Consider the following 22,297-nt stretch of genomic DNA (forward strand, 5'->3'; position numbering starts at 1 on the left):
TTTCATTAGCATCGCGGCAGCAACACCGCACACGGCCAATTCGCCGCTGCCGCAAGGGGAATCATTTCGTGTCCGTCGCTCGCCGCCCGCTGCTGACCGCCACCGCGGCCGGCACTCTGCTCTGTGCGCTCTGGTTCGTCCCGTCGGCGAACGCGACAGCGGAAAGGCAGGCCGCGCAGGCCGCAGGGGCCGCGCTGCAGTCGTCCGGAGCTTCCGCTTCCGGGAACGCCCAAGGAGCGCGTGAAGCGCGGGTGCCCCAGGGCGCCCAGGAGGCGCAGGGCGGCGCCACCCGGGAACTGCGGCTCGCCGACACGGGCACCGTGGACACCACTCCGTACCTCATCGGCGGTACGGCGTTCCTCGGTATCGGCGCCGCGTTCGTGACCTTCGCGGCGCGCCGGGGAGCCGCTGCGTTCTGACCCCCCGGCGCCCGCTCACGGCTACGCCAGGGGCCCGGTGACCGGCTCCACGGCCGCGACGAGCTTCCCTTCCCGTACGAACGCCTCGGCGGCGGCCAGGTCGGGGGCGAGGAAGCGGTCGGGTCCCGGGCCCTCGACGCCGGACGCCCTCAGGGCCGCGATGGCCGCCTTGGACGCGGGGGCGGGGCTCAGGCTCCGCCGCAGCTCGATCGCCCGGGTCGCCGCGTACAGCTCCACGGCGATGATCCGGGTGAGGTTGTCGACGGCGGTGCGCAGCTTGCGGGCGGCCGACCAGCCCATCGAGACATGGTCCTCCTGCATCGCCGAGGACGGGATGGAGTCGACCGAGGCCGGGACCGCGAGCCGCTTCATGTCGCTGACCAGGGCGGCCTGGGTGTACTGGGCGATCATCAGGCCCGAGTCGACGCCCGCGTCGTCGGCGAGGAAGGGCGGCAGGCCGTGCGAGCGGTTCTTGTCGAGGAGCCGGTCCGTGCGGCGCTCCGCGATGGAGCCGAGGTCCGCGGCGGCGATGGCGAGGAAGTCGAGGACGTACGCGACGGGGGCGCCGTGGAAGTTCCCGTTGGACTCGACCCGTCCTCCCCCGGAGCCCTGGGTGCCACCGTCGAGCAGCACGACCGGGTTGTCGACCGCGGCGGCGAGCTCGCGGTCGGCGACGAGCCGGGCGTAGGCCATGGTGTCGCGGCCGGCACCGGCGACCTGGGGCGCGCAGCGCACCGAGTAGGCGTCCTGGACGCGGGGCGCCTCCTCCTCCTGGAAGTGGCCGGTGAGCTCGGAGTCCTTGAGTACGGCCCTCATGTTGGCCGCGGCGGCGGCCTGGCCGGGATGGGGCCGGATGGCGTGCAGCTCGGGGGCGAGGACCTTGTCCGTGCCGAGCAGGGCCTCCAGCGAGAGGGCCGCGGTGATGTCGGCAGAGGTGTAGAGCCGCTGGAGGTCGGCCAGGGCCATGATCAGCATGCCGAGCATGCCGTCGGTGCCGTTGAGGAGGGCGAGGCCTTCCTTCTCGTGCAGCTCGACGGGCCGGATGCCATGGGCGGCGAGCAGCTCACCCGCGGGGCGTACGGCCGCGTCGGGGCCCTCGGCGTCACCCTCGCCCATCAGCGTCAGCGCGCAGTGGGACAGCGGCGCGAGATCTCCCGAGCAGCCGAGCGAGCCGTACTCGTGCACCACGGGGGTGATCCCCGCGTTGAGCACGTCGGCCATGGTCTGCGCGACCTCGGGGCGCACGCCGGTGTGTCCGGACGCCACGGTCTTCAGCCGCAGGAACATCAGCGCCCGTACGACCTCACGCTCGACGCGGGGGCCCATCCCGGCGGCGTGCGACCGCACGATGTTCCGCTGCAGCTGTGTGCGGAGGTCGTGACCGATGTGCCTCGTCGCCAGCGCCCCGAACCCGGTCGACACGCCGTACACCGGCTCGGGCTTCGCGGCCAGCGCGTCCACGACGGCCCGGGCGGCGGCGAGCGCCGCGACGGCCTCTTCGGAAAGCTCGATACGTGCGTTGTCGCGGGCGACGGCGATGACGTCCTCGACGGTCGTACCGGACGTCCCCACCACCACAGTGTGCATATCCATATTCAGCACCCTACGGACTGAATCTGTCTCTGTCACCACCTCTTCCGCACGGACGTCCCGCCCCGTGGACGGCAGTCGGCCGGGCGCCTTCCTCCGTCACGGACGAGCGTCGCGGAACCTGCGGCGGTCATGCGGCGTGGACGGCGGGGCGTCCGCGAGCGGGACGACCGTGTCGTCGCGCCCCGCCACGACCGGCCCCCGGGAGCGGGCCGCCTTCGCCCGGTACTGGGCGGCGTCCGCGAGACGGAAGAGGCGACGGGCCGAGCGGACCGGGCCGATCGGATCGCCCGTCGACGCGATACCGCAGGCCACACCCTCCCCCAGCTTCAACTCACCGGCCCGTTCACAGAGTTCGTCCGCGACCTTCACCACGTCGTCGGCCGGGGGCCCCACCGTCAGCAGGCAGAACTCGTCGCCGCCCAGCCGCGCGGCCAGCGCGCCGGGCAGCATCGCCCCGCACAGCGACAGCACCGAGCCGAACCGCTCCAGCAGGCGGTCGCCCGTCGCATGGCCGAGGGTGTCGTTGACCCGCTTGAGACCGTTCAGGTCGCAGACCACCAGCGAGACCACGGACCGGTCCCGCCGGTGCCGCTCGAGCGCCTCGTCGAGCCGTACGTCGACCGCCCGCCGGTTCGCGAGCCCGGTCAGCGGGTCCGTGAAGGCGAGCCGCCGCACCTCCTCCAGCCGCTCCTGCTGCGCGATCCCGGCGGCCACCACCGACGCGAGCACGGTCGCGAAGTCCGCGTCGTCCCGGTCGAACACCGGCTGCCCCACCGCCCTGGCCACATAGAGCTCCCCCCACGCCCGTCCGTGCAGCACGATCGGCGCGACGACACAGCAGCCCCGCCCGCGCTGCCGGAGCGCGTCGACCCGGTGGTGGCTGTAGCCGTGCTCGTCCGCCGCCGGCCCCTCCGCGGTCTCGACCCACGCGCGCGGCGCGCCGCCTCCCGCCCACTGCTCGTGCAGGAATTCCGTGATCTCCGGGAAGCGGTGCACGGGATAGGTCTCCCCGTCCGGAAACTCCTCCTCGTCCGCGGCCCGTTCCCCCGCGTTGACGAGCACCTTCAGCCGGCCGTGGTCCCGCTCCCAGACCGACAGCGCGGCAAAGCTCCCGGCCAGCGCGTCGCACGCGCCCGACGCGGCGGCCCGCCACGACTCCCGCGGAGTGTGCGCAGCGGCCATCGACTGTGCGAGCGCCACCACGGCTCGCAGCCGCACATCCTCACCCATCACCCCAGCTTAGGGACATTCAGGGTCATTTCACTCGCCGGGCCACTCCGGCTTGCGCTTCTCGTTGAACGCGGCCACACCCTCCGCCCGGTCCCCGGAGAACGCCACCGACCGCCACGCCGCGTCCTCGACCTCCAGACCGGCCCGCAGATCAAGGCCCTGGCCCAGCCGCAGCGCCCGCTTGGCGGCCCGCAGCCCGACCGGCGAGTTCGCGGCGATGCGCGCGGCGAGCTCCAGCGCCGCCGTACGGGCGTCCTCGGCCAGCTCGTCCACCAGCCCCAACTGCCGCGCCTCCGCCGCTTCCACGCGCCGCGCCGTGAACACCAGCTCCGCCGCCCGCGCGGCCCCCACCCGCCGCGGCAGCAGCTGCGTACCGCCGCCGCCCGGAATCACACCCACGGACACCTCGGGCAGACCCACGACCGCCGTACCGTCGGCCACGATCACATCGCAGGAGAGCGCCAGCTCGAACCCGCCGCCCAGCGCGAAGCCGTGCACCGCGGCGACCGTCGGCATCGGCAGCTCCAGCACACCCGTGTACGCCGCACGAGCGGTCGGCCGCTGCCTGACCAACTCCGCGTCGGTGAAGGAGTTCCTTTCCTTGAGGTCGGCGCCCACACAGAAGGCCCGCTCGTTCGAGGACGTCAGCACGGTCACCCGCACCGAGGGGTTCGCCCCCAGCGCCTGGCACGCGGCGCCGATCGACCGCGCCATGTCCGTCGAGACCGCGTTCATCGCCTTGGGCCGGTCGAGGACCAGTTCGGCGACGTGCCCGTTCTCGTGGCGGCGTACGACGACGAATTCACCGAAGCGCTGCTCTGACACGGCCTCGGACGTGAGCTCGGACATGCTGCCGGACACACTCTCGGACATGATCGAAATCCTCCAGGTTAACGGTGGTTCACCGGGAGGATCCTAGGTGGACCGCCTCGTCAGCAGCCAGGGCTCCACCACACCGAGTCCACGCACCGGCCGCTGCCACATCGGCTGCATCGCAAAGCGGTACTTCGGAGAGGGGCCCGGCTCCTCGCCCTCCTTCTCGGCCACGGCCGCTTCCTCGGCCGCCTGCGCCTCCGAAACCGGGGCGTCGCCCGTCCGTGCCAGCTCCTCCGCGAACGCCCCGTCCACCAGGACGGCGTCCTTCGGCGCTATCGAGGTGAGCCTGCTCGCCAGGTTCACCGTCGTGCCGAACACATCGCCCATGCGGGTCGTGACCGTCCCGAAGGCGATACCGACCCGCAGGGCCGGCATGGACTCGTCGTGCGTCAGGGTCTCGATGAGCCGCAGGGCGATCTCCGCGGCCGTGCCCGCGTCGTCCGCCGCGTACAGGACCTCGTCGCCGAGGGTCTTGATCAGCCGGCCACCGTGCGCGGCGACCAGGTCGGCGCAGGTCGTCTCGAAGGACTCGACGAGCTCGCCCAGCTCCTCCTCCTCGAGGCGGCGGGTGAGCCGGGTGAAGCCCACGAGGTCCGCGAATCCGACCGCGAGCCGTCTGTCGACCATCTCCTCGTCGTCCGCCGCCTGTACGACGCGGCCGGTGGCGGCCGCGAGCTGGCGGCGCCAGACGTAGACGAGGAACTCTTCCAGTTCCGGCAGCAGCAGCTCGACCAGGGGATAGGTGACCTCGGTGCGGGTCATCCCGGGCTCCGGCGGCTCGGTGAGCCCCTCCAGGAAGGAGTCGATCTGCCACTCGGCCAGCCGCGCCGTGGTCTGTCCCGTGGACCGGGCCACCTGGACGGCCATGGGCTCGCTCAGCAGCCCCGCCTCGACGAGACCGGCGAGGCGGCGCAGGGCGAGGACATCGGCCTCGGTGAGGGCCTTGGCCTGGCCGATGTCGGCGAAGCCCATCGCCCGCCAGAAGCGGGAGGCCAGATCCATCGACACCCCGGCGGCCCTGGCCGCCTGGAACGGGGTGTAGCGGCGGTCGGCGCCGAGGATCAGCTGTTCCAGACGGATGGCGAGCGGGTCCTTGGTCGGCTCCACCGTGTGGTCGACCTCGTGGTGCGGCGTCGGGTGGGAGCCGGAGGACTGCTGCCGCCGGCCACCGGCCGCGGCGGGGCCGGTAGGGCCGGTGGGACCAGTGGGGCCGCTGGGGCCGCCGGAAGCAGCGGGACCGCCGGAGCCATCCGGGCCGCCTGGGCCACGGGAACCGCCCGAACCTCCTCCTGGTGTCCCCGAGCCACCAGGGGACCCGGAAGCGCCCGCGCCGGAACCGGAAGTCGTGTCGTCGACGGTCACCGGCCGCCTCCTGCCCGTTCCCTGCGCACTGCCCTGCCGATCTGTCATGCCGTGCCGGTTCGCGCATACCGCGAACCCCCGGCGCGGGCTCAACGATACGGCAGGTGTGCCCTAGCTCACGTCCCGGTGTCCCGTCCGGTTCAGCCGCCCGGGCGCAGGTGGATGATGTCGCCCGCCCCGATGGGGTGATCCTTGCCGTCCGGGGTGGTCACGACGAGCCGCCCGTCGCCGTCGACCGCGACGGCCTCGCCGATGAGCGTCCGGTCGCCGGGCAGCTCGGCACGGACCTTGAGGCCGAGGGTCGAGCAGCCCGCCGCGTACATCTCCTGGAGCCGTGAGGCATGCGGGTCGCCGTTGGCCGCGCGCCACGTCCCGTACCAGTCCTCCAGCGAGCGCAGCAGCGCCCGCAGCAGCGGGTCGCGGTCGGTGGAGATGGCGTCTGCGAGGGCGAGGGAGCCCGCCCCCGGAACGGGGAGCTCGTCCTCACGCAGCGTGACGTTGATGCCGATGCCGATGACCACGCCGTCGTCGCCGACCCGTTCGGCGAGAATGCCACCCGCCTTGCGTTCCTCGCCGCCCACCTTCACCAGCAGGTCGTTCGGCCACTTGAGGGAGAAGTCGGTGCCCGCCGCCCTTGCCAGGCCGGTCGCGGCCGCGACTCCGGTGAGCAGCGGCAGCCAGCCCCAGCGCTGGACGGGCACATCGGGCTTGAGCAGTACGGAGAGGAAGAGCCCGGAGCGCGCGGGCGCGCTCCAGTCGCGGTCGAGGCGGCCACGGCCCGCGGTCTGCTCCTCCGCGACGAGCACGGCGCCCTCGGGGAGCCCGGGGGCCTTGGCGGAGAGGTCGGAGTTGGTGGAGCCGGTCGACTCGACGATGTCGAGCGAGGTCCACAGACCACCCGGGCGCAGGAGGGCGCGGCGCAGTGCGGAAGCGTTGAGCGGGGGCCGGTCGAGATCGGACCAGCGGCCTGGCGATGCGGCGGGAGGCGTCATGCGGCCCAGCTTGGCCTCTCCCGTGCCCCTGATGCGAACCGCGTCCGGCACGGCGCGGCGCCGTGCCGGTGCCGTGGAGGGCGACGCGATGCATGGAGGGCGACGCGGACCACGCTCGCGGACCGCCTCGCTCCGCCTCCGCAAGCACAGGGGGGTGTGGCAAACGCCGCACTGCCGAACCGTATCCGCGCCGATACGCTACGAGTCAGTAGCCAACACCCCGTGACCAGGCAGGGAGCCGCATCGCGATGTCCGAGCCGGCAGAGCCCCAAAAGATCGACATCCACACCACCGCTGGCAAGATCGCGGATTTCCAGCGCCGCATTCATGAGGCGACACACGCAGGCTCCGCGCGCGCGGTGGAGAAGCAGCACGCCAAGGGCAAGCTGACGGCCCGTGAGCGGATCGAACTCCTCCTCGACGAGGGGTCGTTCGTCGAGCTGGACGAGCTCGCACGCCACCGCTCGACCAACTTCGGCCTGGAGAAGACCCGCCCGTACGGAGACGGTGTCGTCACCGGCTACGGCACGGTGGACGGCCGTCCCGTGGCCGTGTTCTCGCAGGACTTCACGGTCTTCGGCGGGGCGCTGGGCGAGGTCTTCGGCCAGAAGATCGTCAAGGTGATGGACTTTGCGCTGAAGACCGGTTGCCCGGTGATCGGGATCAACGACTCCGGCGGCGCCCGCATCCAGGAGGGCGTCATGGCCCTCGGCATGTACGGCGAGATCTTCCGCCGCAACACCCACGCGTCCGGTGTGATCCCGCAGATCTCCCTGGTCGTAGGCCCGTGCGCCGGCGGCGCGGTCTACTCGCCCGCCATCACCGACTTCACGGTGATGGTCGACCAGACCTCGCACATGTTCATCACCGGGCCCGACGTCATCAAGACCGTAACCGGTGAGGACGTCGGCTTCGAGGAGCTGGGCGGCGCCCGTACGCACAACACCACCTCCGGTGTCGCGCACCACATGGCGGGCGACGAGAAGGACGCCATCGAGTACGTCAAGTCCCTGCTGTCGTATCTGCCGTCGAACAACCTGTCCGAGCCGCCGGCCTTCCCCGAGGAGGCTCTCCTCGACATCACCGACGAGGACCGCGAGCTGGACACGCTGATCCCGGACAGCGCCAACCAGCCGTACGACATGCACACCGTGCTCGAGCATGTGCTGGACGACGGCGAATTCCTGGAGACGCAGGCGATGTTCGCGCCGAACATCGTCACGGGCTTCGGCCGGGTCGAGGGCTTCCCGGTCGGCATCGTCGCCAACCAGCCGATGCAGTTCGCCGGCTGTCTCGACATCAACGCGAGCGAGAAGGCCGCACGCTTCGTGCGCACCTGCGACGCCTTCAACATCCCGGTACTGACCTTCGTGGATGTGCCCGGCTTCCTGCCGGGTGTGGACCAGGAGTACAGCGGCATCATCCGGCGCGGCGCCAAGCTGATCTACGCATACGCGGAGGCGACCGTTCCGCTGATCACCGTGATCACGCGGAAGGCCTTCGGCGGCGCGTACGACGTCATGGGCTCCAAGCACCTCGGCGCCGATCTGAACCTCGCCTGGCCGACCGCGCAGATCGCCGTCATGGGCGCCCAGGGCGCGGTGAACATCCTGCACCGCCGCACGATCGCGGCCGCCGGTGACGACGTGGAGGCGGTGCGCGCCCAACTGATCGCGGACTACGAGGACGCGCTCCTCAACCCGTACACCGCGGCCGAGCGCGGCTACATCGACGCGGTGGTCATGCCGTCCGAGACCCGCGCGCAGATCGTCAAGGGTCTGCGTCAGCTCCGGACGAAGCGGGAAAACCTTCCCCCGAAGAAGCACGGCAACATTCCCCTGTAGGCGCCGCCGGAAGGAGCCGCTGTGATCAAGGTCGTACGGGGCAACCCGACCCCTGAGGAGCTGGCCGCCGCACTGGCGGTGGTTCAGGCGCGCGCCGCGGCGACGGCTTCTGCCGCGTCCGGCGCGCCGCAGGTGCCGGAGGAGTGGTCGGATCCGGCACGGATCGCGCGGGCGCGGGCTCTGCGGCCGGGTCCGCGGGCGTGGACCCGCACGTTCTGGCCCGGATAGCGCCTGCGCGTCGGAAGGAACACGGAGGGCCGGACCCCTGGACGGGTCCGGCCCTCCTCCGTACCCGGCCGCCTGACCGCTGTCGGCAGCTCGGCGGCCCTCGGTTTCACCGCACCTCCACCGGTCCGTGACGGAGCCGTGATTTAGTCCTTTCGCACCGGGGAGCCTGAGTACGGATACTCAGGCGTACCGGACACCGCGGCATCACGATCGAAGACATGCTGTGGTCCGACCCCGAGAACGAACCCCCGCAGGAGATGCGGGACATGCAGGCGATGATGCGCCGTGCCGGCATCCTGCTGGCGCTCGCGATGATCGTCGCGATGGTGGTCGTGGGGCTGCACTGAAGGACCCCGGGCCGTTCCCGGAGCCCCTGCTGCGCCGGCCGTCACCCGGTCTCCCGGACCCCGGCAGGCGATGGCGCCTACGATGGCCCGCATGACCGATCAGCCGCGCCGCCGTGTCGTCCTCGCCTCCGCCTCCCCCGCCCGCCGCGGGCTGCTGCGTCAGGCGGGACTGGAGCCCGAGGTGATCGTCAGCGGTGTCGACGAGGACGCCCTGACCGCCCCGACCCCCGCCGAGCTGGCCCTGGTGCTCGCCGAGGCCAAGGCCGTGGCGGTGGCCGGCCGCGACGAGGTCGCGGGGGCACTGGTCATCGGTTGCGACTCCGTTCTGGAGCTCGACGGCGAAGCTCTGGGGAAGCCGGCCGACGCGGAGGAGGCCACCGCCCGCTGGAAGTCCATGCGCGGCCGTGCGGGCGTCCTTCGTACCGGCCACTGTGTGATCGACACCGCGAGCGGCCGTCGCGTCTCCGCGACCGCCTCCACGACGGTGAACTTCGGTGACCCGACGGACGCCGAGATCGCCGCGTACGTCGCGAGCGGCGAACCGCTGCATGTGGCGGGTGCGTTCACGCTGGACGGCCGTTCGGCGCCGTTCGTCGACTCGATCGAGGGCGACTACGGGAATGTGATCGGGCTGTCGACGCCGCTGCTGCGGAGGCTGCTCGGCGAGCTGGGGATCCGGATCACGGATCTCTGGGTCTGAGCTTTCCGCGGCTTCCGGGGCGGGACCCCGCGGGGTCCCGGGGCCGGGATCGCCGGGCGGCGGTTCCCGGGCCGGGACCCACGGGGCAGAGCCTCGCGCGGCTACGCCGGCGACGCGCCGTTCGCCTCAGACGGGGCCGCGTCGGCCGGCGGCGCGACGGCGGGCTCGCTCTTTCCGTACGCCACCAGGCTCAGCACGATCAGCCCCAGCACCACCATCATGAACACGAAGGCGGACCAGCCGACCAGACCGACGGTCAGCGCGCCGAGCACCCCGTGCACCACGGCGCAGATGATGAGCAGGACACGCCCGAAACGGCCCGGCGTACGGTCACGCAGCCCCGCCAACAGCAGGACGATTCCACAAGCGACGAGGTAGACGCCGAAGAAGCCGCCCATCGCCCAGGTGCCGGTCGCCATGACGTCGGGATCCATGCCGTCGAGGGACATGCTCTGGTTGTCCACGACGGTGGCGAGAATGCCGTTGATCGCCACGATTCCCATGGCTTCAAGGAAGAGCACGAGCGCGGCCACCACGGCCACCGGTCTGCGCGCCACGGCGCCCACCCCCTCAGTTCCGAGCATCTGTTACCTGCAGTACGAACGACACCGCGAACGCTACTAACGGGTAAACCTTCGGACAAGGGTCCGGACACGGGCAAAGAATCATTCCGCCATTCGTAGGGACTCCACAAAGAAACGCGTCACGCCGCTAACCGGCTACGCAGAGACCTTGACCACATCCGAAGGCTACGCTGCACAGCAGGGACGCGGCGTACCGTGGTGCCACAAGGGAATTCGCCACACCCGTTGGGCCCGGATAACCCTCCGTGTGGGCAAGGTCACGAGTGGGAACGGGTCGAAAGGACGTGTCGGTAGTCCCTAAACTCAGCATGTTTCAGCGAAGTCTTCGGCGCGGTGACCCGCCCGAGTGCTCCGACCGGGGTGAGCGACCTGGCCGGGGGCGTAGCCGCAGACCGGGGGTGGCATCCCCCCGGACAACACAGCAAGGAGGGAGCCATCGTGCGCAAGGTGCTCATCGCCAACCGAGGCGAGATCGCTGTCCGCGTTGCCCGTGCATGCCGGGACGCCGGGATCGCGAGCGTAGCCGTCTACGCCGACCCGGACCGCGACGCACTGCACGTCCGCGCGGCCGACGAGGCGTTCGCCCTGGGCGGTGACACCCCGGCGGCGAGCTATCTGGACATGGGCAAGGTCCTCCAGGCAGCGGCCGATTCGGGTGCCGACGCGATCCACCCCGGTTACGGCTTCCTCTCCGAGAACGCCGACTTCGCGCAGGCCGTCATCGACGCGGGTCTGACCTGGATCGGTCCGCCGCCGGCCGCGATCCGCGACCTGGGCGACAAGGTGGCCGCCCGTCACATCGCCCAGCGCGCCGGGGCCCCGCTCGTCGCCGGTACGCCCGACCCGGTCTCGGGGGCCGAAGAGGTCGTCACGTTCGCCAAGGAGCACGGGCTTCCGATCGCCATCAAGGCCGCTTTCGGCGGTGGCGGCCGTGGCCTGAAGGTCGCCCGGACCCTGGAAGAGATCCCGGAGCTGTACGACTCCGCCGTCCGTGAGGCGGTCGCCGCCTTCGGTCGCGGCGAGTGCTTCGTCGAGCGGTACCTGGACAAGCCGCGGCACGTGGAGACCCAGTGCCTGGCCGACCAGCACGGGAACGTGGTCGTGGTGTCCACCCGTGACTGCTCGCTCCAGCGCCGTCACCAGAAGCTGGTGGAGGAGGCCCCCGCCCCGTTCCTGACGGGCGAGCAGAACGCGGAGCTGTACCGGGCGTCGAAGGCCATCCTCAAGGAGGCCGGCTATGTCGGCGCCGGCACCGTCGAGTTCCTCGTCGGCACGGACGGCACGATCTCCTTCCTCGAGGTGAACACCCGTCTCCAGGTGGAGCACCCGGTCACAGAAGAGGTCACCGGCATCGACCTCGTACGCGAGATGTTCCGCATCGCCGACGGCGAGGAGCTCGGCTACGACGACCCGTCGCTGCGCGGCCACTCCTTCGAGTTCCGCATCAACGGCGAGGACCCCGGCCGGGGCTTCCTCCCGGCCCCCGGCACGGTGACCACCTTCGCGCCGCCGACCGGCCCGGGCGTCCGGCTGGACGCGGGTGTCGAGTCCGGCTCGGTCATCGGCCCCGCCTGGGACTCGCTGCTCGCCAAGCTGATCGTCACCGGCGCGACGCGTGAGCAGGCGCTGCAGCGCGCGGCGCGTGCGCTCGCGGAGTTCAAGGTCGAGGGCATGGCCACGGCCATCCCGTTCCACCGCGCGGTCGTCGTCGACCCGGCGTTCGCCCCGGCGGACGGGCCGTTCACGGTCCACACCCGCTGGATCGAGACCGAGTTCGTCAACGAGATCAAGCCCTTCGCCGCCCCGGCCGACGTCGAGGTGGAGGACGAGCCGGGCCGCGAGACGGTCGTCGTCGAGGTCGGCGGCAAGCGTCTCGAGGTCTCGCTGCCGTCGTCGCTGGGCATGACGCTCGCGCGCACCGCCGCGGCGGGCGGCGCCAAGCCGAAGCGCCGCGCGGCCAAGAAGTCCGGCCCGGCGGCCTCCGGCGACACCCTCGCGTCCCCGATGCAGGGCACGATCGTCAAGGTCGCGGTCGAGGAAGGCCAGCAGGTCAACGAGGGCGACCTCGTCGTCGTGCTCGAGGCGATGAAGATGGAGCAGCCGCTCAACGCGCACCGCTCCGGCACGATCAAGGGCCTGGCGGCCGAGGTGGGCGCGTCGCTCACCTCGGGCGCGGTGATCTGCGAGATCAAGGACTGACGTCCGGTTCCTCCTCATGTGTGGGCCTGCCGGGTACGCCCGGCAGGCCCACACGTGCGTACGGCATCCTGGTGGGCATGACCACGGGCACGGAGGCAGGCGCGGAAGCCGGCGCGGAAGCCGGCACGGCGCGGCCGATGCGGGCCGACGCCCGCCGCAACTACGAGCGGCTGCTCGTCGAGGCACGTGCCGCGTTCGCGGAGCACGGTACGGATGCGTCGCTCGAGGACATCGCGCGGCGTGCGGGCGTGGGGATCGGAACGCTGTACCGGCACTTCCCCAACCGCCACGCGCTCATGAACGCCGTCTTCCAGGACGCGCTGGCCTCGCTGCTCGAGCGGTCCCGGGAACTGGCGTCGGCGGAGCAGCCGTGCGGGGCGCTCGTGGAATGGCTGCGCGCCATCGTCACCCACGCGGGCGAGTACCGGGGCGTGGCACGGGCGCTGATGTCCGAGTCGCTGTCCCAGTGCAGCGTCCCTCTGCGCCAGGCGGGGGCGCGGCTGCTCGCGCGGGCGCAGGAGGCGGGTGCGGTGCGGGTCGATGTGTCGATCGGCGACCTGATGCAGCTGACGAACGCGATCGCGCTGGCCGCGGAGCAGGACCCGTCGGACCCTGAACTGGCGGACCGCCTGCTGACACTGACACTGCGAGGCCTGAAGGCGTAGTCCCTTCGGGATGGGCCGGTACGGGTCGCTGCGCGGGCTTGGGTGGTTGTCGGGGTTGGCGCTGCCGTGACTGCGGCCGGTGTGTCCGTCCTCAATCGCCAGACGGGCTCGATGCGGGGGCTGTGGGGGGTGGGGCGGGGCCCCTCCGGGCTCGACTCCTCGGGGACGGCGGCGTACCGCCGACCTCGCAGGCAACCAGCAGTTCCGCCGTCCCCTGCGGGGCCGACCCTGCACGGCCCCGCCCCGGCAGCGTTGCCGACTGCACCCCGGAGGGGGCACAGACACGCGACCACGGCGATCGGCCCCCACCCCTGGCCCCGAGGGGGGCCGTGGAGGGGTCGTGTCCGGGACACTAAAGCGTGATTTGTGGCGCGGCGCGGGCGCTGCCCTTTGATGTGCCGGTCAGCGCGCCGTAAATCATGCCGTCCCGGATGCGAGCCCCGGAACGGCCCCCAACGCCCACGACCCGGTACCGGCCGACCCCGACAACCCAGCCCGTCCGGCACTTGAGGACGGACACACCGGCCGCAGTCACGGCACCGCCCACCACGACAACCACACCGGCACCGCGCAGCGGACCCGCACCCGCCAACCCCGACAACCACACCGGCACCGCGCAGCGACCGCACCGGCCAACCACGACAACCACACCCGAACCGCCCGCGCACGCGACCCGTCAGCGACGGCGGAGGTCCGCCACCCGCGCCCGTTCCGGCTGGTCCGCCGCGAGGGCCGCCGCCGCGCGGAGGCCCGGCCCCGGGTGGGTGCGGCGCTGGCCCGGGAGGGGGACCTCACGGCGAGGGCGGGCGCTCTCGCCACCGCCGCCGCCCGCAACCGCGACCTGGACGCCCTGATCCGCGAGGGCCTGCAGCTCCGTCGCCGCGCGGTCGTCGTGCGGGGGCGGCTCGTCCGTCACCAGACGGGTGATGACATCCGTCGGCACCGTCTGGAACATGGTGTCCGTACCCAGCTTGGTGTGGTCCGCGAGGACCACCACCTCCGCCGCGGCCTGGACCAGCGCCCGGTCCACGCTGGCGGACAGCATGTTGGACGTGGACAGACCACGCTCGGCCGTGAGACCGCTTCCCGAGAGGAAGGCCCGGGAGACACGCAGCCCTTGCAGGGACTGCTCCGCCCCGCTGCCGACCAGCGCATAGTTCGAGCCACGCAGCGTGCCGCCGGTCATGACGACCTCGACACGGTTCGCATGCGCCAGCGCCTGTGCGACCAGCAGCGAGTTGGTCACCACGGTCAGCCCCGGGACACGCGCGAGCCGGCGCGCCAGCTCCTGCGTGGTCGTCCCCGCGCCGACCACGATGGCCTCGCCTTCTTCGACCAGAGCCGCGGCGGCGTCGGCGATGGCCGTCTTCTCCGCGGTCGCGAGATGGGATTTCTGCGGGAAGCCGGACTCTCGCGTGAATCCGCCCGGCAGTACCGCACCGCCGTGCCGGCGGTCGAGGAGTCCTTCTGCCTCCAGTGCCCGCACGTCGCGCCGTACGGTCACTTCGGAGGTCTGGACGACGCGGGCGAGCTCACGGAGCGAAACAGCTCCGTTGGCGCGCACCATTTCGAGAATCAACTGACGACGTTCTGCAGCGAACACGAAACTGACAGTAACCCCAGCGGCCGATACTTTTCAGCGCTTTGCGCCGAATTGGCGAAGTTGCGCACGGCCCGGGTCGAAACGTGGTATGGCGGACGTTCAGGAACGTCCCGCTTGGCGGCGATTGCCCCGCGTTACGCCCCGCCCGCCGTCTTCCGCGTGTGCAGTTGCCGCGCGACCTCCGCGATCGAGCCCGACAACGAGGGGTACACGGTGAAAGCGTTTGCGATCTGTTCCACCGTCAGATTGTTGTCGACCGCGATCGAGATGGGGTGGATCAGTTCCGATGCGCGCGGGGCGACGACCACACCACCGACGACGATTCCGGTGCCGGGGCGGCAGAAGATCTTGACGAAGCCGTCCCGGATGCCCTGCATCTTCGCGCGCGGGTTGCGCAGCAGCGGGAGCTTGACGCCGCGGGCGTCGATGACCCCGCCGTCGACGTCCGCCTGGGTGTAGCCGACGGTCGCGATCTCGGGGTCGGTGAAGACGTTCGAGGAGACCGTCTTGAGGTCCAGCGGGGCCACCGCGTCGCCCAGGAAGTGGTACATCGCGATCCGGCCCTGCATGGCCGCGACCGAGGCCAGGGCGAAGACGCCGGTGACGTCTCCGGCCGCGTACACGCCGGGCGCCGAGGTGCGGGAGACCTTGTCGGTCCAGATGTGGCCGGACTCGGTGAGGCGCACCCCGGCCTCGTCCAGGCCCATCCCCGCGGAGTTGGGGATCGCGCCGACGGCCATGAGGCAGTGCGTACCGGAGATGACCCGTCCGTCCGAGAGGGTCACCTCGACCCGGTCGCCGACACGCTTGGCGGACTGGGCGCGGGAGCGGGCCATGACGTTCATGCCCCGACGGCGGAAAACGTCCTCGAGAACGGCGGCGGCGTCCGGGTCCTCACCCGGCAGCACGCGGTCCCGCGAGGAGACGAGGGTGACCCGGGAGCCCAGCGCCTGGTACGCACCGGCGAACTCGGCGCCGGTGACACCGGAACCGACCACGATCAGCTCTTCGGGGAGCTCGTCCAGGTCGTAGACCTGGGTCCAGTTCAGGATGCGCTCGCCGTCGGGCAGGGCGTCGGGAATCTCGCGCGGGTGACCGCCGGTGGCGATCAGTACGGCGTCGGCGGTGAGGGTCTCCTCGGTGCCGTCGGCCGCGGTGACGACCACCTTGCGGGAGCCGTCCGTGGCCTGGCGGCCGTCGAGCCGGCCGCGACCGCGCATGACACGGGCTCCCGCACGGGTGACCGAGGCGGTGATGTCGTGGGACTGGGCGAGCGCGAGCCGCTTGACCCGTCGGTTGACCTTGCCCAGGTCCACGCCGACGATCCGGGCGGCCTGCTCGATGTGCGGGGTGTCGTCCGCGACGATGATGCCGAGCTCCTCGTGAGAGGAGTCGAAGTTGGTCATCACCTCGGCGGTGGCGATCAGGGTCTTCGAGGGTACGCAGTCGGTGAGTACGGAGGCTCCGCCGAGGCCGTCGCAGTCGACGACGGTCACCTCCGCGCCGAGCTGGGCCGCCACCAGGGCCGCCTCGTATCCGCCGGGTCCGCCACCGATGATCACGATCCGGGTCACTGGGGTTACGCCTCGCGCTCTCGCTCTGCCGGTTGGTCCGTCGCAACCCATTGTCCCGCACGCCTCAAGGTGCTTCGCGCCGGGGCCCGGCCGCCGGTCCGCGGCACCGGTACCGCGAGCGCCGGGCACCGGGCGGGCGAGCGCCGCGTGCCCGGTGAGGGCCATCGGGACGAGCGGTCACGGCTCCCCCTCCCGTACCCTCGATCTCATGTCGCTCTACGCCGCGTACGCCGGCAACCTCGACGCGCGGCTGATGACCCGCCGCGCCCCGCACTCCCCGCTGCGCGGCACGGGCTGGCTCAACGGCTGGCGGCTGACGTTCGGCGGCGAGCAGATGGGCTGGGAGGGATCACTGGCCACGATCGCGGAGGCGCCACGTTCCCAGGTCTTCGTCGCGCTGTACGACATCGCGCCGCTGGACGAGGACTCCATGGACCGCTGGGAAGGCGTCGGTCTCGACATATACCGGCGCATGCGGGTACGGGTGCACACGCTGGACGGCGAGGAGCCGGCCTGGGTGTACGTCCTGAACGGGTACGAGGGCGGACTGCCCTCCGCGCGCTACCTGGGCGAGATCGCGGACGCGGCCGAGTCGGCGGGTGCACCGCACGACTATGTGATGGAGCTGCGCAAGCGCCCCTGCTGACGGCAGCCGGGCCGGTCCTTGTGCATTACGACAAGGAACGGATTCCAGACTAGTGAGCATCGTCATCTACGCGCGTAGGGATTCACGGGCTAGGCTTTCCCCGTGAACGTTTCTGTTACCCCGGATCCCCACGCCGCCGCCTCCGACGCCGCTGAACGCCTGCGCGAGCTCACCGGCGCCGAGACCCACGACGTCGCCCTGGTGATGGGCTCCGGCTGGGCGCCGGCCGTCGACGCCCTCGGCGCTCCCGAGGCCGAATTCCCGGTCACCGAGCTGCCGGGCTTTCCCCCGCCCGCCGTCGAAGGACACGGCGGCAAGGTCCGCTCGTACAAGATCGGCGACAAGCGTGCGCTGGTCTTCCTGGGCCGTACGCACTACTACGAGGGCCGTGGCGTCGCCGCCGTAGCCCACGGTGTGCGCACCGCGGTCGCCGCGGGCTGCAAGACCATCGTCCTGACCAACGGCTGCGGCGGTCTGCGCGAAGGCATGCGCCCCGGGCAGCCCGTGCTGATCAGCGACCACATCAATCTGACGGCCGCGTCGCCGATCGTCGGCGCGAACTTCGTGGACCTGACCGACCTGTACTCGCCGCGGCTGCGGACGCTGTGCAAGGAGATCGACGCGTCGCTGGAGGAGGGCGTGTACGTCCAGTTCCCCGGCCCGCACTACGAGACTCCGGCCGAGATCAACATGGTCCGGGTGATGGGCGGCGACCTCGTCGGCATGTCCACGGTCCTCGAGGCGATCGCTGCGCGTGAGGCGGGCGCCGAGGTGCTGGGCATCTCCCTGGTCACGAACCTGGCGGCGGGCCTGTCGGGCGAGCCCCTCAACCACGAGGAGGTCCTGCAGGCGGGACGCGACTCGGCGTCCCGGATGGGCGAGCTGCTGACGCAGGTGCTGGCGCGGCTGTAGTCGTCACCGTGCGGGTCCGCTGCGCGGCGCTGCGCGGTGCGGGTGCGGGGTGTGGTTGTCGTGGTTGGCCGATGCCGTGTTGTTGGCCGGTGTGTCCGTCCTCAAGTGCCGGACGGGCTGGGTTGTCGGGGTCGGCCGGTACCGGGTGGTGGGCGTTGGGGGCCGTTCCGGGGCTCGCATCCGGGACGGCATGATTTACGGCGCGCTGACCAGCACCTCAAAGGGCAGCGCCTGCGCCGCGCCACAAATCACGCTTTAGTGTCCCGGACACGACCCCTCCACGGCCCCCCTCGTGGCCAGGGGTGGGTGGCCGATCGCCGTGTGTCGGGTGAACCATCCACCGGGCGGCAGTCGGGAACGCGCCCAGGGGCGGGGCCGTGCAGGGTCGGCCCGGCAGCCTGTGAGGTGGGTGGTACGCCGCCGGCCCCGAGGAGTCGAGCCCGGAGGGGCCCCGCCCCACCACCCACCAACAGCCCGTTGGGGGTCTGGGGGAGATTGAGGACGGACACCCCGGCCGCAGTCACGGCTCCGTCAACACCGACAACCACACACGACCGAGAGGCACATCACCGTGGCGCAGGACCTGATCGCACAGGCCCGGGCTTGGCTGGCAGAGGACCCCGATGCGGAGACCCGGGACGAGCTCGCCGGGCTCGTCGAGGCTCAGGACACGGCGGAACTGGAGGCACGGTTCGCCGGGACGCTGCAGTTCGGGACGGCCGGGCTGCGCGGCGAGCTCGGGGCCGGACCGATGCGGATGAACCGCGTCGTGGTCATTCGCGCCGCCGCGGGACTCGCCGGTTACCTCAAGGACCAGGGCCACACCGACGGCCTCGTCGTCATCGGCTACGACGCCCGCTACAAGTCCGCCGACTTCGCCCGCGACACCGCGGCCGTGATGACCGGCGCCGGGCTGCGCGCCGTCCTGCTGCCTCGGCCCCTGCCGACCCCCGTGCTCGCCTTCGCGATCAGACATCTGGGCGCCGTCGCCGGTGTCGAGGTGACCGCCAGCCACAACCCGCCGCGCGACAACGGCTACAAGGTGTACCTGGGCGACGGCTCGCAGATCGTTCCCCCGGCCGACGCAGAGATCGCCGCCCGGATCGAGGCCGTCGGCAGTCTCCACGACGTGCCCCGCCCCGAGGCGGGCTGGGACACGCTCGGCAACGAGGTCCTGGACGCGTATCTGGAGCGCACGGACGCGGTCCTGAGCGAGGGTTCCCCCCGCACCGCGCGGGTCGTCTACACGGCCATGCACGGCGTCGGCAAGGACGTGGTGCTGGCCGCGTGGGAGCGTGCCGGGTTCCCGGCGCCGGTGCTCGTCGCGGAGCAGGCCGAGCCGGACCCCGCGTTCCCGACCGTCGCCTTCCCCAACCCTGAGGAGCCGGGCGCGATGGACCTCGCCTTCGCGAAGGCGAGGGAGGCCCGGCCGGACATCGTCATCGCCAACGACCCGGACGCCGACCGGTGTGCCGTGGCCGTCCCCGACGACGGTGCGGACGGGGGGTGGCGGATGCTCAGGGGCGACGAGGTCGGCGCGCTGCTCGCCGCTCATCTCGTCCGCAAGGGCGCGCGCGGCACGTTCGCGGAGTCGATCGTGTCGTCGTCGCTGCTCCGCCGGATCGCGGAGGCGGCCGGCCTCGGTTACCAGGAGACGCTGACCGGCTTCAAGTGGATCGCCCGCGTCGAGGGTCTGCGGTACGGCTACGAGGAGGCGCTCGGCTACTGCGTCGACCCGGAAGGCGTCCGTGACAAGGACGGCATCACGGCGGCGCTGCTCGTCGCCGAGCTGACCTCGGAGCTCAAGGAGCAGGGCCGTACGCTCCTGGACCTGCTGGACGACCTCGCGGTCGAGCACGGCCTGCACGCCACCGACCAGCTGTCGGTGCGCGTGAAGGACCTCGGCATCATCGCGGACGCGATGCGCCGGCTGCGCGAGCGGCCGCCTGTGACGCTGGCCGGACTCCAGGTCGTCTCGGCGGAGGATCTGGCGAAGGGCACCGCGGAGCTGCCTCCGACGGACGGTCTGCGGTACTGCCTCGAGGGCGAGTTCGACGCCCGCGTCATCGTGCGCCCGAGCGGCACGGAGCCGAAGCTCAAGTGCTACCTGGAGGTCGTGGTCCCGGTCACCGACGCGAGCGAGCTCGCGGGCGCGCGGGCGCGCGCCGTGGAGATCCTCGCGGCGGTCAAGCACGATCTCGCGCAGGCCGCCGGAATCTGACGGCACGGCTCCGGCTCCGGGGCGGCAGCCCCCGTACGGGTGAAACACCTACGGCAGCTGACCCAGCGGCCCGTGCCCGTCAGTGGTCCGCGGGCGAAGGTGACCCCGGTACCGCCCGCCGAGTCACCGGAGCAGCCGTGCCCCCGACCGCAACACATGCCACCGTTCCCGCCTCCCGTCGGCCGCCGGCCACGGGGGGCGGTGGCGTGCGGGGTGGGGAGAGCCGCTTGCTCCGGGCGCTGCGAAGGGCGGCGCCCGCGCTGCTCGGATACGTCACGGTGCGGCTGTTCGGGCTGCTCGTGCTGGCCCGATGGGCGCACGTCCAGGGCCGCGGCGTCTGGCCGACGCTCGCCACGTCATGGGACTCCCGCTGGTACCTGAGCATCGCCGGCCACGGGTACGAGCGGGAGCTCGGCACCGCCATGGATTCCAACAACCTGGCGTTCTTCCCGCTCTATCCGGCGCTGGTGAGGGCCGTCGCGGCGGTGACGCCGGGGACCCGTGCCTCCGTGGCGCTCGCGATCGCCGTGGTGTCGTCGCTGGTCGCCGCATGGGGGATCTTCTCGGTCGGCGACCGGCTGCACGGGCGGCGCACCGGGACCGTGCTCGCCGTGCTGTGGGGGGCGACGCCGGTCGCGGTCGTCCAGTGGATGGGCTACACGGAATCCCTGTTCACGGCGTTCACGGCATGGACCCTGTACGCGGCGCTCGGGAGCCGATGGCTGTGGGCCGGTTCGCTGGCGACACTGGCCGGGCTGACCCGGCCGACGGGGATCGCCGTCGCCGCGGCCGTGACCGTCGCCGGGCTGCTCGCCTGCGTGCGGGCCCGGGACCGGCGGGCGCTCGTGGGGGCTCTGATCGCGCCGCTCGGCTGGTGGGGGTTCGTCGCCTGGGTGGGGCAGCGGGTCGGGCGGCGGGACGGCTACTTCGCCGTGCAGAAGCTGTGGCGCAACGAGTGGGACGGCGGTCGCAGGACGTTGTGGGAGCTGCGCCGGCATCTCGCCTACGACGCGACCCCCACGCTGTTCCTGGTGGTGGTCTCGGTCGTACTGGTGCTGTCGGCGGCTCTGTACGTGCTCTGTGTGGCGGACCGCCAGCCGCTGGTCCTGCTCGTCTTCACGGGTGTGCTGCTGCTCGTCGTGCTCGGCAGCGGCGGTGTCTTCTTCCCGCGTGCCCGTTTCCTCGTACCCGCGTTCCCGCTGTTGCTGCCGGTCGCGGTGGCGGTGGCGCGGGCGCGGTGTGCGGCGGCCGTCCTGGTGCTGGGCGGGGCGGCGCTGTCGTCGGCCTGGCTCGGCGCGTATCTGCTGCTGGTGTGGACCGGGCCGCCATGAGGGCCGTGCGCCGGCTCAGCCGACGGCCAGCAGCACCACGAGGAGGATCGCGCCCACGACCGCGGGTCCGGCGATCTCGTACGCCCAGCGCACCTGCGACTCGCCCTGGGCACCGGGACGGGAGGCACTGCGTTCGGCCGTCTCCCGCAGATCGGCGACGGTCCGGTCGGCGGGCGCCAGCCGGGCGGTGGAGTCGGTGACGTCCGCGATCACGGAGGTACGGCCGTGGGGGTCGTCCTGTGAGGCCACCATCTGTCGTCGAGCGGCGCGCTTGCGCTGACGCAGCGAGACGGGAATCGCCCACATCTGGTACTTGGTGCCCTCCTGCGTGACGATCTCGCTGGAGTAGCCGGCCCGCACGTCCGCGACCGCGCCCCAGGGGAGCGTGATGGTGCGGAACGGGTTCCTGATCCGGATGCGGTCGTCGTTGACGTACACGGCGGGCCGCAGGGTGAAGGCGACGATCAGCGGCACCACCAGGAGCAGTCCCGCGAGTCCCAGCCATGGCGCGCGGCCCTCGCCCCGTACCATCGCGTCCCCGGCGATCCAGGCGACCAGAGCGAGCATCAGCACGCCGGCCGCCATCGCGGGAGCAGACCGGTGGACACGGTCGGCGTACGTCGGCTCTGCGTCCGGCTGCTCGGGGCCCTGGCCCGGGCTGGGGGTCGTCATGCTCCCGATTCTGCCTCACGCGCCTCAGGGGGCGAGATCGGCGTACAGGATGATGCCGTCCGGCCGGTGGCCGCCGGTTCCCCGCCGCAGGTGATGAGCCGCAGCCCGGGGCGGTCCGTGTCGCCGTGGACCTTCCGCGCCGGGAAGACCTTCCTGCCCACGCACCGGTTCACGGAGGCGGAGACGGCGGTGGTACCGTCCGCTCGCACGACGCTGATCCCGTCTCCCACCCGCGCTTCGGCTACATCCCTCAGGGCGGCCGGTCGCGAAGTGCCCGAGGACGGCCGGCCCCCTCTCAC

General features: G+C 71.9%; 20 protein-coding genes. 11 read left to right on the forward strand and 9 right to left on the reverse strand.

Annotated elements, in window-relative coordinates; all coding sequences use genetic code 11:
- Window positions 1-68 precede the first annotated feature (68 nt).
- Window positions 69-419 (forward strand): hypothetical protein, encoded by a 351-nt coding sequence (locus ACFU5O_RS09255; protein WP_384238299.1) that lies wholly within the window; start codon window positions 69-71, stop codon window positions 417-419.
- 21 nt (window positions 420-440) lie between these two features.
- On the opposite strand, the gene hutH is transcribed toward ACFU5O_RS09255, so the two are convergent.
- The 5 genes from hutH to ACFU5O_RS09280 form a co-directional block, all read right to left on the reverse strand.
- Window positions 441-2,006 (reverse strand): histidine ammonia-lyase, encoded by a 1,566-nt coding sequence (hutH, locus tag ACFU5O_RS09260; protein ID WP_384238932.1) that lies wholly within the window; start codon window positions 2,004-2,006, stop codon window positions 441-443.
- Between the two features lie 102 nt (window positions 2,007-2,108).
- Entirely contained in the window at window positions 2,109-3,242 is a 1,134-nt protein-coding gene (locus ACFU5O_RS09265; RefSeq protein WP_384238301.1) for a diguanylate cyclase domain-containing protein, read from the reverse strand.
- A gap of 30 nt (window positions 3,243-3,272) precedes the next feature.
- Complete coding sequence (locus ACFU5O_RS09270) at window positions 3,273-4,091, reverse strand: enoyl-CoA hydratase/isomerase family protein (RefSeq protein WP_384238934.1); 819 nt, start codon at window positions 4,089-4,091, stop codon at window positions 3,273-3,275.
- A 66-nt stretch (window positions 4,092-4,157) separates the two neighbouring features.
- A complete protein-coding gene (locus tag ACFU5O_RS09275; protein ID WP_384238303.1) occupies window positions 4,158-5,480 on the reverse strand; it encodes an adenylate/guanylate cyclase domain-containing protein in 1,323 nt (440 codons plus the stop codon).
- A gap of 140 nt (window positions 5,481-5,620) precedes the next feature.
- Window positions 5,621-6,472, reverse strand: coding sequence for a biotin--[acetyl-CoA-carboxylase] ligase (locus ACFU5O_RS09280; protein WP_384238305.1), 852 nt, complete (start codon window positions 6,470-6,472; stop codon window positions 5,621-5,623).
- A 248-nt stretch (window positions 6,473-6,720) separates the two neighbouring features.
- On the opposite strand from ACFU5O_RS09280, the gene ACFU5O_RS09285 reads away from it, so the two are divergent.
- The 4 genes from ACFU5O_RS09285 (at window position 6,721) to ACFU5O_RS09300 (ending at window position 9,591) form a co-directional block, all read left to right on the forward strand.
- The gene (locus ACFU5O_RS09285; RefSeq protein ID WP_384238307.1) at window positions 6,721-8,316 is read left to right on the forward strand and encodes an acyl-CoA carboxylase subunit beta; all 1,596 of its coding nucleotides are present in this window, start codon (window positions 6,721-6,723) and stop codon (window positions 8,314-8,316) included.
- Window positions 8,317-8,337: 21 nt separating this feature from the next.
- The gene (locus ACFU5O_RS09290) at window positions 8,338-8,544 is read left to right on the forward strand and encodes an acyl-CoA carboxylase epsilon subunit (RefSeq protein ID WP_384238309.1); all 207 of its coding nucleotides are present in this window, start codon (window positions 8,338-8,340) and stop codon (window positions 8,542-8,544) included.
- A 218-nt stretch (window positions 8,545-8,762) separates the two neighbouring features.
- On the forward strand, window positions 8,763-8,891 hold the full coding sequence (gene mmpB / locus ACFU5O_RS09295; RefSeq protein WP_384238311.1) for a morphogenic membrane protein MmpB: 129 nt from the start codon (window positions 8,763-8,765) through the stop codon (window positions 8,889-8,891).
- An 82-nt stretch (window positions 8,892-8,973) separates the two neighbouring features.
- Window positions 8,974-9,591: a Maf family protein gene (locus ACFU5O_RS09300; protein WP_384238313.1), complete on the forward strand. Its 618-nt coding sequence runs from the start codon at window positions 8,974-8,976 to the stop codon at window positions 9,589-9,591.
- Between the two features lie 101 nt (window positions 9,592-9,692).
- Here ACFU5O_RS09300 and ACFU5O_RS09305 read toward each other — a convergent pair whose 3' ends face one another.
- Window positions 9,693-10,148 carry a hypothetical protein gene (locus ACFU5O_RS09305; protein WP_384238315.1) on the reverse strand — a complete coding sequence of 152 codons (456 nt, stop codon included), beginning with the start codon at window positions 10,146-10,148 and terminating at the stop codon, window positions 9,693-9,695.
- A gap of 465 nt (window positions 10,149-10,613) precedes the next feature.
- On the opposite strand from ACFU5O_RS09305, the gene ACFU5O_RS09310 reads away from it, so the two are divergent.
- Together ACFU5O_RS09310 and ACFU5O_RS09315 are read left to right on the forward strand one after the other, a co-directional pair.
- Window positions 10,614-12,374 (forward strand): acetyl/propionyl/methylcrotonyl-CoA carboxylase subunit alpha, encoded by a 1,761-nt coding sequence (locus ACFU5O_RS09310; protein WP_384238317.1) that lies wholly within the window; start codon window positions 10,614-10,616, stop codon window positions 12,372-12,374.
- A gap of 77 nt (window positions 12,375-12,451) precedes the next feature.
- Window positions 12,452-13,039 (forward strand): TetR/AcrR family transcriptional regulator, encoded by a 588-nt coding sequence (locus tag ACFU5O_RS09315; RefSeq protein ID WP_384238318.1) that lies wholly within the window; start codon window positions 12,452-12,454, stop codon window positions 13,037-13,039.
- Window positions 13,040-13,715: 676 nt separating this feature from the next.
- Here ACFU5O_RS09315 and ACFU5O_RS09320 read toward each other — a convergent pair.
- Entirely contained in the window at window positions 13,716-14,642 is a 927-nt protein-coding gene (locus ACFU5O_RS09320; RefSeq protein WP_384238320.1) for a DeoR/GlpR family DNA-binding transcription regulator, read from the reverse strand.
- 134 nt (window positions 14,643-14,776) lie between these two features.
- Window positions 14,777-16,216, reverse strand: coding sequence for an NAD(P)H-quinone dehydrogenase (locus ACFU5O_RS09325; RefSeq protein ID WP_384238322.1), 1,440 nt, complete (start codon window positions 16,214-16,216; stop codon window positions 14,777-14,779).
- A gap of 208 nt (window positions 16,217-16,424) precedes the next feature.
- Here ACFU5O_RS09325 and ACFU5O_RS09330 point away from each other — a divergent pair, with 208 nt between their 5' ends.
- The 4 genes from ACFU5O_RS09330 (at window position 16,425) to ACFU5O_RS09345 (ending at window position 21,326) form a co-directional block, all read left to right on the forward strand.
- Window positions 16,425-16,862: a gamma-glutamylcyclotransferase gene (locus ACFU5O_RS09330; RefSeq protein ID WP_384238324.1), complete on the forward strand. Its 438-nt coding sequence runs from the start codon at window positions 16,425-16,427 to the stop codon at window positions 16,860-16,862.
- Window positions 16,863-16,964: 102 nt separating this feature from the next.
- Window positions 16,965-17,774, forward strand: a complete 810-nt coding sequence (locus ACFU5O_RS09335) for a purine-nucleoside phosphorylase (RefSeq protein ID WP_384238326.1) — start codon at window positions 16,965-16,967, stop codon at window positions 17,772-17,774.
- Window positions 17,775-18,345: 571 nt separating this feature from the next.
- Entirely contained in the window at window positions 18,346-19,995 is a 1,650-nt protein-coding gene (locus ACFU5O_RS09340) for a phospho-sugar mutase (protein WP_384238328.1), read from the forward strand.
- Between the two features lie 137 nt (window positions 19,996-20,132).
- Window positions 20,133-21,326 carry a mannosyltransferase family protein gene (locus ACFU5O_RS09345; RefSeq protein ID WP_384238330.1) on the forward strand — a complete coding sequence of 398 codons (1,194 nt, stop codon included), beginning with the start codon at window positions 20,133-20,135 and terminating at the stop codon, window positions 21,324-21,326.
- 15 nt (window positions 21,327-21,341) lie between these two features.
- On the opposite strand, the gene ACFU5O_RS09350 is transcribed toward ACFU5O_RS09345, so the two are convergent.
- On the reverse strand, window positions 21,342-21,998 hold the full coding sequence (locus tag ACFU5O_RS09350) for a PH domain-containing protein (protein ID WP_384238332.1): 657 nt from the start codon (window positions 21,996-21,998) through the stop codon (window positions 21,342-21,344).
- Window positions 21,999-22,297 lie beyond the last annotated feature (299 nt).

This window comes from Streptomyces sp. NPDC057445 (genome assembly GCF_042802855.1).
Lineage (GTDB): Bacteria > Actinomycetota > Actinomycetes > Streptomycetales > Streptomycetaceae > Streptomyces.

Excerpts from the sequence above, each read along its gene's own strand:
- hutH (WP_384238932.1), bottom strand. The coding sequence starts at position 2,006 with ATGCACACTGTGGTGGTGGGGACGTCCGGTACGACCGTCGAGGACGTC.
- ACFU5O_RS09265 (WP_384238301.1), bottom strand. The coding sequence starts at position 3,242 with ATGGGTGAGGATGTGCGGCTGCGAGCCGTGGTGGCGCTCGCACAGTCG.
- ACFU5O_RS09270 (WP_384238934.1), bottom strand. The coding sequence starts at position 4,091 with ATGTCCGAGCTCACGTCCGAGGCCGTGTCAGAGCAGCGCTTCGGTGAA.
- ACFU5O_RS09280 (WP_384238305.1), bottom strand. The coding sequence starts at position 6,472 with ATGACGCCTCCCGCCGCATCGCCAGGCCGCTGGTCCGATCTCGACCGG.
- ACFU5O_RS09285 (WP_384238307.1), top strand. The coding sequence starts at position 6,721 with ATGTCCGAGCCGGCAGAGCCCCAAAAGATCGACATCCACACCACCGCT.
- mmpB (WP_384238311.1), top strand. The coding sequence starts at position 8,763 with ATGCTGTGGTCCGACCCCGAGAACGAACCCCCGCAGGAGATGCGGGAC.
- ACFU5O_RS09300 (WP_384238313.1), top strand. The coding sequence starts at position 8,974 with ATGGCCCGCATGACCGATCAGCCGCGCCGCCGTGTCGTCCTCGCCTCC.
- ACFU5O_RS09315 (WP_384238318.1), top strand. The coding sequence starts at position 12,452 with ATGACCACGGGCACGGAGGCAGGCGCGGAAGCCGGCGCGGAAGCCGGC.
- ACFU5O_RS09330 (WP_384238324.1), top strand. The coding sequence starts at position 16,425 with ATGTCGCTCTACGCCGCGTACGCCGGCAACCTCGACGCGCGGCTGATG.
- ACFU5O_RS09350 (WP_384238332.1), bottom strand. The coding sequence starts at position 21,998 with ATGACGACCCCCAGCCCGGGCCAGGGCCCCGAGCAGCCGGACGCAGAG.